The 15,037-nt window shown below is 71.3% G+C and carries 15 protein-coding genes and 1 pseudogene; 10 read left to right on the top strand and 6 right to left on the bottom strand.

Translation table 11 applies throughout. The annotated features are described in order from the left end of the window. Window positions 1-13 precede the first annotated feature (13 nt). The gene (locus tag LG391_RS02930) at window positions 14-940 is read right to left on the bottom strand and encodes a helix-turn-helix domain-containing protein (protein WP_225766117.1); all 927 of its coding nucleotides are present in this window, start codon (window positions 938-940) and stop codon (window positions 14-16) included. A 166-nt stretch (window positions 941-1,106) separates the two neighbouring features. Here LG391_RS02930 and LG391_RS02935 point away from each other — a divergent pair, with 166 nt between their 5' ends. The 9 genes and pseudogenes from LG391_RS02935 to LG391_RS02975 all read left to right on the top strand — a co-directional run bounded on the left by LG391_RS02935 (window position 1,107) and on the right by LG391_RS02975 (window position 8,178). Beyond that, window positions 1,107-2,240, top strand: a complete 1,134-nt coding sequence (locus LG391_RS02935) for an amine dehydrogenase large subunit (protein WP_225766120.1) — start codon at window positions 1,107-1,109, stop codon at window positions 2,238-2,240. Then, window positions 2,240-2,764, top strand: coding sequence for a MauE/DoxX family redox-associated membrane protein (locus LG391_RS02940; RefSeq protein ID WP_225766131.1), 525 nt, complete (start codon window positions 2,240-2,242; stop codon window positions 2,762-2,764). The genes LG391_RS02935 and LG391_RS02940 overlap by 1 nt, the downstream gene beginning before the upstream one ends. Window positions 2,765-2,786: 22 nt before the next feature. After that, on the top strand, window positions 2,787-3,386 hold the full coding sequence (gene mauD, locus LG391_RS02945) for a methylamine dehydrogenase accessory protein MauD (RefSeq protein ID WP_225766133.1): 600 nt from the start codon (window positions 2,787-2,789) through the stop codon (window positions 3,384-3,386). A 21-nt stretch (window positions 3,387-3,407) separates the two neighbouring features. Beyond that, on the top strand, window positions 3,408-3,944 hold the full coding sequence (locus tag LG391_RS02950; protein WP_225766135.1) for a methylamine dehydrogenase light chain: 537 nt from the start codon (window positions 3,408-3,410) through the stop codon (window positions 3,942-3,944). Continuing rightward, on the top strand, window positions 3,941-4,372 hold the full coding sequence (locus LG391_RS02955; protein ID WP_225766137.1) for a cytochrome c: 432 nt from the start codon (window positions 3,941-3,943) through the stop codon (window positions 4,370-4,372). Before LG391_RS02950 ends, LG391_RS02955 begins: the two co-directional genes overlap by 4 nt. Beyond that, complete coding sequence (locus tag LG391_RS02960; RefSeq protein ID WP_225766148.1) at window positions 4,369-4,824, top strand: cytochrome c; 456 nt, start codon at window positions 4,369-4,371, stop codon at window positions 4,822-4,824. Before LG391_RS02955 ends, LG391_RS02960 begins: the two co-directional genes overlap by 4 nt. Window positions 4,825-4,929: 105 nt before the next feature. Next, window positions 4,930-6,030: pseudogene (locus LG391_RS02965) on the top strand (tryptophan 2,3-dioxygenase family protein); the annotation flags it as partial. Beyond that, window positions 6,027-7,199, top strand: a complete 1,173-nt coding sequence (locus LG391_RS02970; protein WP_225766151.1) for a hypothetical protein — start codon at window positions 6,027-6,029, stop codon at window positions 7,197-7,199. The pseudogene LG391_RS02965 and the gene LG391_RS02970, both read left to right, overlap by 4 nt. A gap of 1 nt (window position 7,200) precedes the next feature. Continuing rightward, window positions 7,201-8,178 (top strand): phosphotransferase family protein, encoded by a 978-nt coding sequence (locus LG391_RS02975; RefSeq protein ID WP_225766153.1) that lies wholly within the window; start codon window positions 7,201-7,203, stop codon window positions 8,176-8,178. Here the strand turns inward: LG391_RS02975 and LG391_RS02980 are convergent. From LG391_RS02980 to LG391_RS03000, 5 genes are all read right to left on the bottom strand, one after another. Further along, entirely contained in the window at window positions 8,175-9,389 is a 1,215-nt protein-coding gene (locus tag LG391_RS02980; protein ID WP_225766155.1) for an RNA polymerase sigma factor, read from the bottom strand. The genes LG391_RS02975 and LG391_RS02980 overlap by 4 nt on opposite strands. A gap of 2 nt (window positions 9,390-9,391) precedes the next feature. Further along, window positions 9,392-9,754 (bottom strand): YciI family protein, encoded by a 363-nt coding sequence (locus LG391_RS02985; protein ID WP_225766157.1) that lies wholly within the window; start codon window positions 9,752-9,754, stop codon window positions 9,392-9,394. Between the two features lie 97 nt (window positions 9,755-9,851). Then, window positions 9,852-10,871, bottom strand: coding sequence for an ABC transporter permease (locus LG391_RS02990; RefSeq protein WP_225766159.1), 1,020 nt, complete (start codon window positions 10,869-10,871; stop codon window positions 9,852-9,854). Between the two features lie 11 nt (window positions 10,872-10,882). Next, the gene (locus LG391_RS02995; RefSeq protein ID WP_225766161.1) at window positions 10,883-12,421 is read right to left on the bottom strand and encodes a sugar ABC transporter ATP-binding protein; all 1,539 of its coding nucleotides are present in this window, start codon (window positions 12,419-12,421) and stop codon (window positions 10,883-10,885) included. Between the two features lie 3 nt (window positions 12,422-12,424). After that, window positions 12,425-13,375: a substrate-binding domain-containing protein gene (locus LG391_RS03000; RefSeq protein WP_225766163.1), complete on the bottom strand. Its 951-nt coding sequence runs from the start codon at window positions 13,373-13,375 to the stop codon at window positions 12,425-12,427. 185 nt (window positions 13,376-13,560) lie between these two features. Between LG391_RS03000 and LG391_RS03005 the strand changes: the two genes are divergently transcribed. After that, window positions 13,561-15,021 (top strand): mannose-1-phosphate guanylyltransferase/mannose-6-phosphate isomerase, encoded by a 1,461-nt coding sequence (locus LG391_RS03005; protein ID WP_225766165.1) that lies wholly within the window; start codon window positions 13,561-13,563, stop codon window positions 15,019-15,021. Window positions 15,022-15,037: the final 16 nt, after the last annotated feature.

Below are 15,037 nucleotides of genomic sequence, written 5' to 3' on the forward strand. Positions count from 1 at the left end.
GCGGCGTTGCGGCTCAGCCGCGGCGACGCGCCGTCCTGGACGGGGATTCGCCGTAAAGCGCGGCGTAGTAGGCCGAGAACCGGCCGAGGTGCCAGAAGCCCCATTTCATGGCGATGTCGGAGACCGGGCTATCCGAGCTCTCGGCCGCCAGCAGGTCCCGCCGCGCGCCGTCCAGCCGCTTCAACCGCAGCCACACGCCCGGGCCGATCCCCACCGTCTCCTTGAAGGCGGAGCGCAGCGCTTCGCTCGGGACGCCCAGCCGGCGGGCGAGCTGGGTCACGCCGATCGGCTCGTCCGGCTGGTCTTCGACGATCTCCCGCGCCCGGCGATAGAGCCTGTGGTCGCCGGACCGCAGCGGCCGCGTTCCCTGCGTCCGGTGCAGAATCTGCGCGTAGAGGAAGCCGAGCTTGTCGGCGATCAGCTCCGGCAGCAGCCGGGCTAGCTCGTCCCCCGGCAGGGACATGGCGCCGGAGAACAGCACCATCAGCCCGACGAACCACTGCGCCGCCGCCTCCATGGCCGGGAAGGTCGGCGTCGCCATCACCGGCTCGCGCGGGGCCGGCAGCTCGCCGAACCCTCCCGGCTCGATCGACATCAGCAGCATGTCGCTGTCCGGTGCCAGGCTGACATGGATCTCCTCGCCGCCCCGCAGCACCAGCAGCTCCTGATCGCCGATCGGCAGCGCATTGGTCCGATAGCGGTTCCTGTCCTGCAGAGCGCGCACGAACACGACCTGCCCGTCCGGGGCGGCGGTCGCCTCTTCCACCGCGACGCTGACCCGCTCGCGCCAGAGGCACACGCCATCGAGCCGCAGCATCTCGACCGCGCCGCGATAGGGGCCGGGATTCAGCTGGGCATAGCGCTGTTGCCAGCCCAGCAGCGCGCCTTCCTGCGCGCAGGCGTCGGTGTAATCGCGACGCGTGTAGACGACCTCGGGCATCGGGGCCGCTCGTCCAGCCAATCGGCATGATCGGAACACGAGCCCAGAATCTGGTCAATGCGGATGACAGCCCAATTCTTGGGCAATCTCGCCCGGGAAACTGGATAGCGGCGGCCGAAAACCCGTCGCTATCGTTGCCGCGACCGACCGAGGGGGAGATCACGCCGTGGCCACTCCGATCCGACTTGTCCTCGTCGCCGCTTCGGCGCTCCTGGCGCCCGCCGCCGTCGCGGCGGAGTTCACGCCGGAGGTCGTGACCGCCAAGGCGGCGATCGACCCGGGGCCGAACGTCTTCGTCTACCAGCAGGAATGGAAGGGCGCGGGCAGCATCGCCGTCTTCGGCCAGGGCGACCTCGCCTTCAAGGGGCTGATGACCTCCGGCTCGATGGGCCAGATGCTGGTCGCGCCGGATGGCAAGACGGTCTACGGCCAGTCCAGCTACCTGAAGCGCATCACCCACGGGCCCAACGAGCAGGTCGTGGAGATCTACGACGTGCCCAAGTTGTCCCTGACCAAGGAGATCGCGCTGCCGGCAAAGGCCGCCATGGCGCTGGGCTACGCCCCGCTGCTGCAGCGGACGGCGACCGGCCGGTTCCTGCTGGTGCAGAACGCCACCCCGGCGACCTCGGTCACCGTCGTCGACCTGACCGCCGGCAGCGTCACCGAGGAGATCCCGACGCCTGGCTGCTACGGCATCTATCCCTCGGCCCAGGGCGACCGCTTCGCCACCGCCTGCGGCGACGGCACCTTCCAGGACATCGCCATCGGCCCCGACGGCAAGGCTGGCGAGAAGGCCAAGAGCGCGGCGCTGTTCGACGCCGACGCCGACCCGGTCTTCATCGCCCCCGCCGCCTATGATGGCGGCCGGGTGTTCGTGACCTATGGCGGCAAGGCGCTGCTGCTGAAGGACGATGGCGGCCCGATGAAGGCGGCCGGGAGCTTCGACCTGACCGCCGGGGTGACGGGCGGCTGGGCGCCGGGCGGCTACGGCATCGCCGCGGCTGCCGGGAACATCCTGTTCGTCACCATGCATCCGGACGCCAAGGACGGCAGCCACAAGGCCGCCGCCCACGAGATCTGGGCCTATGACCTGAAGGCCGGGAAGCTGCTGTCGCGGTCGCCGGTCGAGCATGTCGTCTCCATCGCCGCCAGCGGCGGCGACGTGCCGGTCCTGTTCGGCACCACCGAGACCGGGTCGCTGCTGCGCTTCACCACCGACCCGGCCGCGGGATATGCCCTGAAGGCCGCCGGCGAGGCCAAGGTCACCGGCTTCCCGATGTCGCTGGCGGTGGCGGAGTGATGGACGCCGCCCTTCTCGCCCCGGCGACGGCGATCGCCTTCATCGCCCTGCTCTTCGCCCGGGCCGCGATCCACAAGGTCTTCGACTTCACCGCCTTCACCGGCTTCGTCGCCGATTACCGGCTGGTGCCGGAGGCGATGGCGCGGCCGCTGGCGGCGGTGGTCGCCGCGGCCGAGGTCGCCGTCGTCCTGGCGCTGATCGTGCCCGGCGGTCAGGCCGCGGGCGCCGGGCTGGCCGCCGCGCTGCTGCTGGCCTATGCCGCCGGCATGGCGGTGAACCTGCGGCGCGGCCGCGACCGGATCGAATGCGGCTGCGGCGGCACGCCCCAGCCGCTGGGCTGGCCGCTGGCCGGCCGCAACCTGGTGCTGGCCGCGATCGCCGGGGCCGCGGCGGCTGTGCCGCTCTCCGTCCCCGGCCTGGCCGGGACGCTGGTCGTCACCCTCGGCGGGCTGACCGTGTTCGCCGCCTATCTGCTGGCAGAGCAGATCCTGGCCAACGCCGCCCTCATCGGCGCCCGGCGCTGACGTTCAAGGAAGGGGCCATTCCATGACATTGATGATCTTCGCGCTGGCCCTGCTCTGGGTCGTCATGCTGGGCCTGGTCGTCGCCCTGTTCGCCCTGTCGCGGCAGATCGGCGTGCTGTATGAGCGCGTCAGCCCGCTCGGCGCCCTGGTCAACGATTCCGGGCCGAAGATCGGCGACCTGTCGCCGCGCTTCGCGCTGGAGAGCCTCAACGGCGGCACGGTGGCGATCGGGCCGCGGCCCGGCCGCTCGACCCTGGTCTTCTTCCTGTCGCCGACCTGCCCGATCTGCAAGAAGCTGCTGCCGGTTCTGCGCTCGGTGCGGGCGGCGGAGCGGCCGTGGCTGGACGTGGTGCTGGCCAGCGACGGCGAGGAGGAGAAGCAGCGCCGCTTCGTCCAGACCGCCGGGCTGGCCGAGTTCGACTACGTCAACTCGACCGAGCTCGGCCTCGCCTACCGGGTCTCGCGCCTGCCCTTCGCCGTGCTGCTGGGCGAGGACGGCACCGTCCTGTCCAAGGGGCTGGTGAACAACCGCGAGCAGCTCGAGAGCCTGTTCAACGCCAAGGAGATGGGCGTGACCTCGATCCAGGATTTTCTGGACGGCCGCGCCCCGGCCCATGGCTGACCGCCGGACAAGGAGCCTTCCATGATCGCGCTCTTCGACACGCTCACCGGCTTCATCGACCGGATCGCCGAGCGGGGCAGCCGCCGGCTGGCGCTGGGCAGCAGCCGCCGCTCCTTCCTGGCCAGGTCCGGCACGGCGCTGGTCGGCGGCATGCTGCTGCCGGCCCTGCCCTTCGACCGCACCTTCGGCCAGGCCCTCGCCGCCGTCGGGGCGGTCGACGATCCGACGGCCTGCGAGTACTGGCGCTACTGCGCGCTGGACGGCAATCTGTGCAGCAGCTGCGGCGGCTCGGTGAGCCAATGCCCGCCGGGGGCCGAGATCTCCAAGGTCACCTGGGTCGGCACCTGCCGCAACCCGGCGGACGGCAAGGACTACTTGGTGTCGTACAACGACTGCTGCGGCCGGGCGATCTGCGACAACGCCCCGTTCTGCAACAGCAATGAGCGCGAACGGCCGGGCTATCGCATGGGGCTGCACAACGACATCAACTGGTGCATGGCCAACACCTCGCAGGGCTATCACTGCACCGTCGCCGCGCTGGTGGGCATCGCGGAATGAGGCTCGGCTCGATCCTGCTGCTGGCGGCGGTCGCGGCCGCGCCGGCGGCAAGCGCGCAGGACGGCAAGGCGCTGTTCGATTCCGTCTGCGCCGCCTGCCACCAGGCCGGCGGCGTCGGCAATCCGGGCATCGCCCCGCCGCTCAACGACGCCGCCTTCTGGCAGCGCCTGGGTGACCGGGCCCCCGGCTACGTCGCTGGGGTCATGACCTCGGGCCTGTCCGGCACGATCATGTCGGGCGGCCATGTCTATGCCGGCCTCGTCATGCCGCCCCAGGCAATGAGCGACGAGGAGCTGGCGGCCATCGGCACCTACCTGCTCGGCACGCTCGCCCGGACCGGCCAGGCGATCGACCCCGGCCTGATCGCGAAGACCCGCGAGGCGCCGCCGTCCCATTCGGCGCTGCAGAAGCTGCGCAAGGGATCATGACGGCCCTGCGGCCGATCCTGATGCTTCTCGCCGTGCTGCTGCCGGCCACCTCCGCCCGGGCACAGGATGCTCGTCCGGCCCATATCGACTACATGCTGAAATGCTCGGGCTGCCACGGCGCCGACGGCTCCGGCAGCCCGGACCGCGGCATCCCCGATTTCCGCGGTTATGTCGACGGCTTCGGGCGGACCGAGGCAGGCCGCACCTACGTCATGCATGTCCCGGGCGTGGTCAATTCCAGCCTGTCGGACGCCCGGATCGCTGCCGTCATGAACTATGTCGTGGCCAGCTTCGGCGCGCCCGCGACCCGGTCCAGCGTCCGGCCTTTCACGGCCGAGGAGGTCGGCCGGCTGCGCGCCGTCCCGGTGCCGGACGTCGTCGCCTATCGCCGCGAGGTGGCGGCCGATCTGACCAGGGCCGGGATCCCCGTCGCCGGCTACCCCTGGCCCTGACGGCTTGCCGTCTCCCGCGCCGCCGCGCTAGCCTTCCATCACCATCAGCACTGGACCGCGGTCGACTCCGGTCGGCAACCGGCAGGCACAGCCACCGGGAGACGCGCCATGGCCGAACCAGGCGTCCACTACGCATCCTATCTCCAGCTCGACCAGCTGCTCGCCCTGCAGGACCGCGAAAGCGAGAAGGCCGGGCGGCCGGCGCATGACGAGATGCTGTTCATCGTCATCCACCAGGCCTATGAGCTGTGGTTCAAGCAGATCCTGTTCGAGCTCGACGCCGTACAGGCGGTGTTCGCGGCCGACCGGGTCGACGACCGCGCCATCGCCCGCGCCACCCGCGCCCTGCACCGCATCCATGAGATCCTGAAGCTCGGCGTGCACCAGCTCGACGTGCTCGAGACCATGACGCCGCTCGACTTCCTCGATTTCCGCGACCTGCTGCGCCCGGCCTCGGGCTTCCAGAGCGCGCAGTTCCGGCTGATCGAGATCCGCCTCGGCCTGCGCGCGGCCGACCGGCTGGCCTATGAGGGTCGGTCCTTCGAGGCGCGGCTGGACCCCTCGGGGCGCGAGAAGATCGAGGCGACGGCCGGCCGGCCCAGCCTGTTCGAGCAGCTCGACGCCGGGCTGGCCCGCCCGCCCTTCATCGAGCTCGGGGGCTCCCGCTTCCGCGAGGCCTATCGCCAGGCCGTGGTGGCGATGCTGGAGGGCGATATCGGCCATCTGACCGCCCATCCGACGCTGGACGAGGCGGCGGGGGAGAAGGAGGTCGCGGCGCTGCGCCAGGCGCTGTCCCGCTTCGCCGCGCTGTTCGACGAGACCCGCCATGCCGAGGAGGCGGCGCAGGGGTCCTGGCGGATGTCCTGGCGAGCCTTGCAGGCAGCGCTGTTCATCACCCTCTACCGCGACGAGCCGGCGCTGCAGGTGCCGTTCGGCCTCTTGAGCCTGCTGATGGACATCGACGAGACCATGACGCTGTGGCGCTACCGCCACGCCCTGATGGTCCAGCGCATGATCGGGCTGAAGACCGGCACCGGCGGCTCCTCCGGCCACGACTACCTGGCCCGCACCGCCGAGCGACACCGGGTGTTCGGCGACCTGTTCACCCTCTCCACCTATCTGACCCCGCGGTCGGCCCTGCCGCCGCTGCCGGAGGAGATCACCCGCCGCACCGGCCTGTCCTATGGCGAGGAGGCCGGCAAGTGAGCTTCAAGCCGCTGTTCTCCCGCTTCCTGGCCGCGGCGCCGGAGCGGCTGCACCTGGCCGCGCACAGCCACCATTTGTGGCCGGACACGGTGTTCGAGGCGCAGCTGCGCTATGTCGAGGACACCGCCCGCCTGGCCGACCACAAATGGGAGCTGGTGTTCGGCGATGTGGTGCCGCGGCTGCAGGCGCGGATCGCCGCGATCCTGTCCTTGCCCGACCCGGCCTCCCTCGCCTTCGCGCCGAACACGCATGAATTCGTCAAGCGCCTCTTGTCCTGCCTGCCGGCGGACCGGCCGGCGCGGGTGCTGGCCACGGATTCCGAGTTCCACAGCTTCCGCCGGCAGCTGGCGCGGCTCGAGGAGGACGGGCTGGTCGAGGTCACCCGCGTGCCTCAGGAGCCGACAGCGGATTTCCCCACCCGCTTCGCCGCGGCAGCGGCTGCCGGCGGCCATGACCTGGTATTCTTCAGCCAGGTGTTCTTCAACTCCGGCTACGCCGTACCGGACCTGGCGGCGCTTGTGGCGGCGGTGCCGGACCCGGAGACGTTGGTCGCGGTCGACGGCTATCACGGCTTCATGGCGCTGCCGACCGACCTGTCGGTCATCGCCGGGCGCGCCTTCTACATCGCCGGCGGCTACAAATATGCCATGGCCGGCGAGGGCGCCTGCTTCCTCCATGTGCCGCCCGGCTATGGCCCGCGGCCGCGCGATCCCGGCTGGTACGCCGCCTTCGGCGCGCTGGCCGGGGCGCAGGACGGGCGCGTGCCCTACGGCATCGACGGCAGCCGCTTCCTCGGCTCGACCTTCGACCCCTCCGGCCTCTACCGCCTGCTCGCCGTGTTCGACCTCCTGGCCGGGCGCGGCATCGGCGTGCCGGCGATCCACGCCCATGTGCTGGCGCTGCAGGAGGCCTTCGCCGAGGCGCTGGACCGGGCCAGGATTCCGGATCTCGCACGCGGCCGGCTGCTGGTGCCGTTGGACACGCCGGCGCGTGGCCATTTCCTGACCTACCGCACCGACCAGGCCGGCGCGATCGACGACCGGCTGCGCGCGGCGGGCATCGTCGTCGACCATCGCGACGACCGGCTGCGCTTCGGCTTCGGCCTCTATCACGACCTGGCGGAGGTGCCGGCCATGGCCGGGCGGGTGGCCCGCGCCCTGGGCCGGTAGCATGCGCGAGAACTGGTCGAGGCCCTATCCGGCCGCCCTTCTCAGCCCGGACCAGGCGTCTGCGCTGGTGCGGTCCCTGCCCGGCCAGCCGGCGGTGCTGCGGGTGACCGAACTGTCGGGCGGGCTGGCCAACACCAATCTCCGCCTCGACCTCGACGGTCACCCGCCGGTGGTGCTGCGGCTGTTCCAGCGCGACCCCGCGCAGGCCGTGAAGGAACGGGCGATCCACGCCCTCACCGCCGGGCGCGGCCTTCCCGCTCCGAAGCTCCTGGGCAGCGGCGACGATCCGGCCACGGGGCTGCCCTTCGCCCTGCTGGAATGGATCGACGGGCAGCGCCTGGACGAAGCCGCCCGCGGCCTCGACGACGCGGCGCTGCCGCCGCTGGGCCGCTCCGTCGGCTCGGCGCTGGCGGCGATCCATGCCGTGACCTTCGAGCGCACCGGTTTCCTCGACGCGTCGCTGGCCGTGGCCGAACCGGCCGATGCCGGCGGCGCCGGACTGATCGGATTCCTGCGCCACGTGCTGATCGACGGTCCCGGCGGCGACCGCCTCGGCCGCGACCTCGCCGATCGTCTGGTGGCCTTCGCCGAGCGCGAGGCCGGGCTGCTCGACCGCTGGCCCGGCCCGCCCTGCCTGACCCATTCCGATTTCGGCGGCACCAACATCCTGGTCCACCGAGGAGCGGAAGGCTGGGCCGTGGCGGCGGTGCTGGACTGGGAATTCGCCTTCGCCGGCAGCCCGTTCTTCGATCTCGGCAACCTGCTGCGGCCGCCGCTCGGACCGCGCCCGGGCTTCGCCGATTCCGTCGTCGACGGCTACCGCGCGGCGGGCGGCACGCTGCCGCCGGAATGGCGCCGGATGGCGGCGCTGGCGGACCTGTTCAGCTGGGCCGAGTTCCTGACCCGCCCGACTGTCTCCGATGCGGTGATCGCCACCGCCCGGCAGCGGATCACGCAGACGATGGCGATGTGGACCTAATCCTCGGCGGCCCGCCGCAGCAGGAAGGCCCGCATCGCCGGATCCTCGCACAGGCCGATCGCGCGGTCATAGGCCGTGCCCGCCGGCTGGCCGAGCCGACGCAGCAGATGCGCCGCCAGCGCCCAATAGGGCTGGTAGCTCGCCACCGCCTCGGCCGGGATCGCATTCAGCAGCGCCCATCCCGCCGCGGCGCCGCGGGCCTCGGCGACGGCGGCGGCCTGGCCGACCAGGGCGCCGATGGTGGGGGCCAGGCGCACCAGCCCCTCATACAACAGGGCGATCGCCTCCCAGTCGGTCCGGCCGGTCCGGGCGCGCTGGGCGTGCACCGACTGGATCGCGGCCTCGAGCTGGAACCGGCCGAAGCGCCGGTCCTGGGCGGCAGCCGCCAGGATCCGCTCCGCCTCCGCCATCATCGGCTTCGACCACCGCGCCGTGTCCTGCTCCGACAGCGGGATGTACTCTCCGGCCGGGCCGCGGCGCGCGCCCCGCCTCGCCTCGCAATACAGCATCAGGGCCAGCAGGCCCTCGACCTCCGGCTCGGCCGGCAGCAGCGGCCGCAGCATCCGGCCGAGGTCGATCGCCTCCACCGCCAGCCCCTTGCGGCGCGGATCGGCGCCAGCGATATCGTCCCAGCCGCTGCCATAGGCGGCATAGATCGCCTCAAGCACCGCGTCGAGGCGCGGCGGCAGCTCCTTCGCCTCCGGCAGCTCGAAGCCGATGCCGGCGTCGCGGATCTTGCCCTTCGCGCGCGACAGGCGCTGGCCCATGGCGGCGGGGCTGACCAGGAAGGCCGAGGCGATGCGCGCGGCGTCGAGGCCGAGCACGGTCTGCAGCATCAGCGGGGTGTGGATCGCCGGGTCGATCGCAGGATGGGCGCAGACGAAGAGCGGTGTCAGCCGCTCGTCCGGAAACCTGTCGGCCTCGGCCAAGGCCGCCGCCTCCTCCGCCACGATGCGGAGGTCGGGGACAGCCTCCACCCGTACCTGGACGTGGCGGGCGCCGTCGATCAGCCGGCGCCGCGCCGCGGTCAGCAGCCAAGCCTCCGGCCGGTCCGGCACGCCGTCGCGCGGCCAGGTCTCCAGCGCCGCGCGGAAGGCGTCGGCCAGCGCGTCCTCGGCCGCCGCGATGTCGCGTGAGCGGGCGGCGAGGAAGGTCACCAGCCGGCCATAGGAGTCACGCGCCGCCCGCTCGACCGCGCGGCGCGTGTCCATGCTCACTGCTGCGGCTTCGGCGGCGCCACCGGCCGCACCTCGACCCCGCCGCCCGGGCCGCCCGGATAGCGCGAGGCCCAGTCGAGCGCCGCGTCCAGGTTCGGCACCTCGATGATGAAGAAGCCGGCGAGCTGCTCCTTGGTGTCGGCGAAGGGACCGTCCTGCACCTGCCGCCCGCTGCCGCCGATGCGGATCGAGGTTGCGGTGGCGGGCGGCTCCAACCCGGCGCCGGCGACCACGATGCCAGCCTCCTTCAGCGCCGTCATATAGGGCATGAAGGCGGCCCAGAAGGCGGCGTGCTTCTCCGGGTCGCGCCGATTGGCGAACTCCTCGGGGGTCTGCTGGAACAGCAGGGCGTACTGCATGATCGTCTCCATTCCATGGGTCGAGCGCGTCTCGCTCACCCCCATGACGGGCCGTCGGCAGGCCTTTCGACATCGTCCGTGAAAAAATCCGTGCGGGTTAGACCCGCCGGCGGCGCGACTTGGCGAAGGTGTCGAAGGCCACCGCCAGCACGATGATCACGCCGATGATGATCTGCTGGATGTAGGAGGAGACGTTCATCAGCACGAGGCCGTTCAGCAGCACGCCGATCAGCACCGTGCCGATCACCGTGCCGAAGATGGTGCCGATGCCGCCGAACAGGCTGGTGCCGCCGATCACCACCGAGGCGATCACGGTCAGCTCGTAGCCCTGCCCGGCCACCGCCTCGGCCGAGTTCAGCCGGGCCGACAGGACGAAGGCGCCGAGCCCGACGAAGAAGCCCATGATGACGTAGACGCTGAGCAGCACCCGCCGCACCTTCAGGCCGGACAGCCGCGCCGCCTCCGGATTGCCGCCGACGGCATAGACCTGGCGGCCGAAGCGGCTGTAGCGCAGCACCAGATGGGCCAGCACGGCGAACCCCAGGAAGACCAGAACCGGCACCGGGATCTCCAGGATCTTGCCCTGGCCCCAATAGCGGAAATCCGCGTCGAAGCCGCTGATCGGGCCGCCGCCGGACAACAGCAGCGCGGCGCCGCGGAAGGCGGACATGCCGCCCAGCGTGACCACGAAGGGCGGGACCTTCAGCCGGGTGATGCCGAAGCCCTGGATCGCCCCCGCGGCCATGCCCAGCAGGATCGAGACCAGCGCGGCCGCGCCCCAGCCCCAGCCCTGGACCTCCTCGGTGCCGAGCGCGAAATTGCCGGTGGCGCTGCCCTTGGCCACGATCGCGGCGGCCAGGCCGCAGAAGGCCAGGACCGCGCCGATCGACAGGTCGATGCCGGCGGTCAGGATGACGAAGGTCATGCCGATCGCCAGCAGCCCGTAGATCGAGACCTGGCGCAGCACATTCAGCAGGTTGACGGTGGAGATGAAGCGCGGCTCGGCAATGGCGAAGCCGGCCATCAGCACCACTAGGAAGATCAGCGGCGCGAACCGCGCCAGAAGTCCGAACAGGTCGAAGCCGCCGCGGTCCGGAAGCGTGGTGCCCTGCGCCATTCTCGTCCTTCCTATGCCGCCCGGCGGCGCGTCATCAGCCGCATCAGCGTTTCCTCGTCGGCCTCGGCCCGGTCGAGCTCGCCGGTGATCCGGCCCTCGCACATGGTGACGATGCGGTCGCTGATCGCCAGCACCTCCGGCAGCTCGGAGGAGATGGCGATGACCGCGATGCCCTCCCGCGCCAGCCGGCCCAGCAGCTGGTGCACCTCGGCCTTGGCGGCGACGTCGATGCCGCGGGTCGGCTCGTCGACGATCAGCACCTTCGGCCGCAGCGCCAGCCAGCGGGCCAGCACCACCTTCTGCTGGTTGCCGCCGGACAGGTTGGCGATCTGCTGCTCCGGCCCCGCCATGCGGATGCCGAGCGCGCGGCGGTACTCCTCGACCAGCCCGCGCTCGCGGCTGTCCGGGACATAGCCGAACAGCCCCGCCAGCTTGCCGAGCGCGGCGATGGCGAGGTTGCTGCGGATCGCCAGCGACAGGAACAGCGCCTGCTGCTTGCGATCCTCCGGCACCAGGCCGATGCCGTGGCGGATCGCGTCGGCCGGGCTGCGGATCTCGACCGGCCGGTCCTCGACCAGGATGCGTCCGCCGGTCCGGGCGTCGGCGCCGAAGAGGACGCGGGCCAGCTCGGTCCGCCCGGCGCCGACCAGACCGGCGATGCCCAGGATCTCGCCGCGCCGCACCGCCAGCGAAACGTCATGCAACACCGTTGCATGCGGGTTCAGCGCGCTGCGCTCGGTGGCGATACCCTCGGCCCGCAGCGCCGGCGGGCCGTCCTGTGCCGCGCCGCCCTCGATCCGGGCCAGGGCGCCGAGGTCGCGGCCGACCATCATGCGGATGATGTCGTCGACCGTGATCTCGGCGACATTCGCGCCGCCGACAAGCCGGCCGTCGCGCAGCACCGTGATCCGGTCGCAGACCGCCATCACCTCGTCGAGGCGATGGGTGACGTAGATCACGGCGATGCGCTGGCCGCGCAGCGTGCGGATGATCGCCATCAGCCGGTCGACCTCGGCGGCGCTCAGCGCCGAGGTCGGCTCGTCCATCACGATCAGCCGCGATTCCATCGACAGGGCGCGGGCGATCTCGACCATCTGCTGCTCGGCCACGCTGAGGTCGCGCACCAGCCGGCGCGGGTCGATGGCCAGACCGATCCGGTCCAGCGCCGCCTTGGCCGCCCGGTGCATCGCGCCCCAGTCGACCAGCCCGGCCCGCCCCGGCTCGCGCCCGATCAGGATGTTCTCCCCGACCGTCAGGCTCGGGATCAGATTGAACTCCTGGTAGATCGTGACGATGCCGCGCCGCTGCGCCTCGTAAGGCGCGGCGAAGCTGACCGCCTCGCCGGCGAAGACGATGCTGCCGCCATCCGGCGCCTGCGCCCCGGACAGGATCTTCAGCAGCGTCGACTTGCCGGCGCCGTTCTCGCCCAGCAGGCCGTGCACCTCTCCGGCCGCGACCTCCAGCCCGACGCCGTCCAGGGCGACGACGCCCGGGAAGCGCTTGGTGATCGCGGTCATGCGCAGCAACGGTTCGGTCACGGGTGAACCCATGCCCTACTTCACCTCGCCGATGCGCTCGGCCTTGTCGAGATTGGCCTTGGTGATGGCGATCGGGGTCAGCAGGATCAGCGACGGATCCGGCTTCTTCTCGGTCTTCAGATAGTCGACCAGCACCTCGACCGCCTTGCGGCTCTGGCCGCCCGGGAACTGCTCGATGGTGCCGGCCAGGCCGCCGTCGCGGATGCTGCCCAGCGCTTCCGGCAGCGCGTCGAAGCCGATGATCCTGATCTTGTCCTGCAGGTTGCGGCCGCGCACTGCCTCCAGCGCGCCGAGCGCCATGTCGTCATTGGCGGCGACGATCACGTCGGGCGGCGTCGACAGCCCTGCCAGGATCGACTCTGTAATGCTCAGCCCCTGGTCACGGGCGAAGTTGGCGGTCTGCTCCGCCACGAACTTGTATTTGTCCTTATGCTGGTCGAGGACGTTGTGCAGGCCCTTGTTGCGGTCGATCGCGGGGCTGGCGCCGGGCTGGCCCTGCAGGTTCACGATCGTGGCGCCGTTCGGATAGGTTTCCATCAGCCATTTCGCCTGGGCCTCGCCGCCCAGCACGTTGTCGGCGCCGACATGGGCCAGGATGCCGTCGACGCCGGTGACCCGGCGGTCGATGGTAACCACTGGCACGCCGGCCTCCACCGCCTCGGTCAGCACCGGCGCCATGGCGTTGACGTCGATCGGGCTGATGACGATGCCGTCGACCTTCTGTACCAGCGCCGCCTCGACATCGGCGGTCTGCTTCGGCGCGCTGTTCTGGCCGTCGGATTCGACCGAGGCTACGCCCAGCTTCTGCGCCTCCGCCTTCAGCTCGTTCATCATGTGGACGAAGAACGGGAAGCCGAGGCTGGGCACCGATGTCAGGATGGTCTTCTTGTCCTGCGCCGCCGCCGGCAGGACGACCGCGACAGCCAGGACCGCGCCCAGCAGGGCGCGCTGCAACGTACCAGTCATGAGCTCTCCTCCACGGCGATTTGGTTGTCGGGACGGTGCCGCGCCGCGATCCCGACTCTTCGATATGGGGAGAATTGTCGGATCATTGCCGAGAGACTGTCAACGGACCGAGGGATCCCCTAAAGGTTGCGAGACAGGCCGCCGGATCTGCGGCAGAGTCGAGTTTCAGGCAGGGCGAGACGGTGATGGCAAAGGCGAAGACGGTCGAACGGCCGGTAGCCACGGCGGAGGCCGCCGGCCAGGCTGTGGTGCCGGTGGTGTTGTCGGGCGGGTCGGGGACGCGGCTGTGGCCGCTGTCGCGGGCGGGCTATCCCAAGCAGTTCCTGCCGCTGGTGTCGGGCAGCACCATGATCCAGGAGACGGTGTCCCGGGTCGGCGAGGCCGACGGCTTCGCCCCGCCGGTGTTCATCTGCGCCGACGACCACCGCTTCATCGTCGCCGAGCAGATGCGCCAGATCGGCGTGGCGCCGGACGCCATCATCCTCGAGCCCTCGGCCCGCAACACCGCCCCGGCCGTCGCCGTCGCCGCCCGCTTCCTGGCCGACCGCGACCCAGACACGCTGATGCTGGTGCTGCCCGCCGACCATCACATCGCCGACCCCAAGGGCTTCCGGGCATCCATCGCCGCCGCGGCGCCGGCCGCCCGCCAGGGCTATCTGATGACCTTCGGCATGCAGCCGACCGCGCCCGAGACCGGCTACGGCTACATCCTGCCGGGCGACGCCATCGCACAGGCCCCCGGCGCCCGCACCGTCGCCCGCTTCGTCGAGAAGCCGCCGCGCGAGACCGCCGAGCGCTTCCTGGCCGAAGGCCGGCACCTGTGGAACGCCGGCATCTTCCTGTTCACCGCCGGCCAGTACCTGGCCGAATGCGCCCGCCACGCCCCCCAGGTCCTGGCCGCCGCCGACGCCGCGCTCAAGGCCGCCTCGCGCGCCCTCACCTTCCTGCGCCTCGACCCTGCTGCCTTCGTCCAGGCCCCCTCGATCTCGATCGACCACGCCGTCATGGAGAAGACCGCCCGCGCCGGCATCGTCCCCGCCTCGATCGGCTGGACCGATGTCGGCTCCTGGTCCTCGCTCTGGGAGATCGGCGACCGCGACGCCGACGGCAACCTGACCCAGGGCGACGCCCTGGCTCTGGCCTCCCGCAACTGCCTGGTCCGCTCCGACGGCATCCTCACCGCCGTCATCGGCCTCGACGACGCCATCGTCATCGCCACCGACGACGCCGTCCTGGTCGCCGCCAAGGACCAGGTCCAGGACGTCAAGGCCGTCACCGACGCGCTGAAGAAGGCCAGGCGCCCCGAGGCCGTGATCCACCGCGAGATCTACCGCCCCTGGGGCACCGTCAAGTCGCTGCATGCCGGCGACCGCTTCCAGGTCAAGCGCGTCCTGATCCATCCCGGCCAGGCCATCGCCCTCCAGCGCCACTACCACCGCTCCGAGCACTGGGTCGTGCTCTCCGGCACCGCCCGCGTCACCATGGAAGGCCAGTCCCGCATCCTGCGCGAGAACGAGGCCGTCTACCTCCCCATCGGCACCGACCACAAGCTCGAGAACCCCGGCAAGATCGACCTCGAGCTCATCGAGGTCCGCACCGGCCCCTATCTCGGCGAGGACGACGTCGTCCGCCTCGAGGAGCCCTGAGGCTCTGCCCCGCGCC

Source organism: Inquilinus sp. Marseille-Q2685 (assembly GCF_916619195.1).
In the GTDB taxonomy this organism is placed as follows: domain Bacteria; phylum Pseudomonadota; class Alphaproteobacteria; order DSM-16000; family Inquilinaceae; genus Inquilinus.